At 34.8% G+C, this 1,188-nt stretch carries 1 protein-coding gene and 1 pseudogene; both read left to right on the top strand.

Annotation, left to right across the window (positions count from 1 at the left end):
* Positions 1–295: pseudogene (locus V7097_RS24840) on the top strand (IS3 family transposase); the annotation flags it as partial.
* Between the two features lie 23 nt (positions 296–318).
* On the top strand, positions 319–1,188 hold an 870-nt coding region (locus V7097_RS24835), incomplete at its 3' end, for an IS3 family transposase (protein WP_335706321.1).

The following is a 1,188-nucleotide window of genomic DNA, read 5'->3' as shown; positions in this document are numbered from 1 at the left end:
GTCGCCCTCTCAGATTTTTATTGATCATGGTTTTAACCTATTGCTTATTGGTAGAGAACAGCCCAGAAAAATCATACACAGGTGGCGCAAGACCATTACGAAGCATGGTGGATTTGGTCTCAAAATAGAACGGAGAGGTAAGGGAAGTACAGGACGACCATCTTCAAGTGAACTATCGGTTGAAGAAAAGCTCAAAATGGCAGAAGCTAGAATAAAATTTTTGGAAGCAGAGAATGACTTTCTAAAAAAGCTAGAGGAACTAGAGAGGCAGGCGATGAACAAAAAACGCTTTTAACCCCAACTGAGAAATTTCAACTTATTCATCAAACCATTCATAATCAACAATTAAAGAACTCATTGAGTTTCTTATGTAAATTAGCTGGAGTTAGTAGAAGTGGATATTATGCTTGGCTTGAGGCTGCATCCACTCGTCAACGTAAAGATGAACAAGATGAAATGGATATTAAACACATTAAGTCTATCTTCCAACAGAAGAAGGAAAAGGTAGGGGCATTACAAATCAAAATGATTTTAGAAAACGATTATTTTATAGTAATGAATCACAAGAAAATTAGAAGGCTTATGCGTAAATACGGACTTATTGCTAGGGTTAGAAAAGCGAATCCATATAAAAAGATGATCAAAGCTACTCAGGAACATAGAACATGCCCTAATCACTTAAATCGTAAATTCAACCAAGAAGAACCAGGAAAAGTATTGTTAACTGATATTACTTATCTTTATTATTCTAATGGTCAAAAAGCCTATTTATCTTGTGTTAAAGATGGTAGTACCAATGAAATACTAGCACATTATTTATCCACTTCTTTAGATATGGATATTGTTTATAAAACATTAGACAAACTGAAAGAAGCTATGGAAAATCAGTTCCACCCTGATGCAATTATCCATTCAGATCAAGGGGTTCATTATACCAATCCAGTCTTTCAAGACAAGATAAAGAAACTAGGTATAACACAATCAATGTCCCGTAAGGGAAATTGTTGGGATAATGCTCCAATGGAATCATTTTTTGGTCACTTTAAAGATGAAGTCGATTATAAAGAATGTAATAGTCTTGGTGAGTTAAAACAAATAGTAGACTCTTATATGCAGGAGTACAATAATCATCGTTATCAGTGGGGATTAAAGAAGATGACCCCGGCAAAATATGAGGGCACTGAAAAA

This window comes from Bacillus sp. JJ1562, from assembly GCF_036962705.1.
GTDB lineage: Bacteria > Bacillota > Bacilli > Bacillales > Bacillaceae_L > Ferdinandcohnia.
This window is presented reverse-complemented; position numbering and strand designations above follow the sequence as displayed.